1 protein-coding gene is annotated in these 419 nt (G+C 43.2%); it reads left to right on the forward strand.

Annotated features, from left to right (window positions below; translation table 11 throughout):
- Window positions 1–64: 64 nt before the first annotated feature.
- Window positions 65–322: a DUF2534 family protein gene (locus tag HV826_RS36550; RefSeq protein ID WP_000605090.1), complete on the forward strand. Its 258-nt coding sequence runs from the start codon at window positions 65–67 to the stop codon at window positions 320–322.
- Window positions 323–419: the final 97 nt, after the last annotated feature.

Raw genomic sequence — 419 nt, forward strand, 5'->3', positions numbered from 1 at the left:
GGTAAAATGTCATGGTATTGTTACGTTTAGGTAACAAGAAATTTATCTGCACAAGGATTACATCATGATTATGGCGAAACTGAAGTCAGCGAAAGGGAAGAAATTTCTCTTTGGTTTGTTGGCGGTTTTCATTATTGCGGCGTCGGTTGTGACTCGCGCGACCATCGGCGGCGTTATAGAACAGTACAATATTCCGCTGTCTGAGTGGACGACATCAATGTATGTGATTCAGTCATCGATGATTTTTGTTTATAGCCTGGTCTTTACTGTGTTGCTGGCAATCCCGTTGGGAATTTATTTTCTTGGCGGCGAAGAGCAGTAAGTAAAAAATAGGCCCGATAACTCGGGCCTTGTCAGTTATTGAAGAGTCGTTAATCGTCTTCTTCGTCATCCAGTTCAACGGGTGTCTGATACTGGTC

Origin of the sequence: Myxococcus sp. AM010, from assembly GCF_013372585.1 — a bacterium.
GTDB classification, from domain to species: Bacteria; Myxococcota; Myxococcia; order Myxococcales; family Myxococcaceae; genus Myxococcus; species Myxococcus vastator.

Excerpts from the sequence above, each read along its gene's own strand:
- HV826_RS36550 (WP_000605090.1), top strand. The coding sequence starts at position 65 with ATGATTATGGCGAAACTGAAGTCAGCGAAAGGGAAGAAATTTCTCTTT.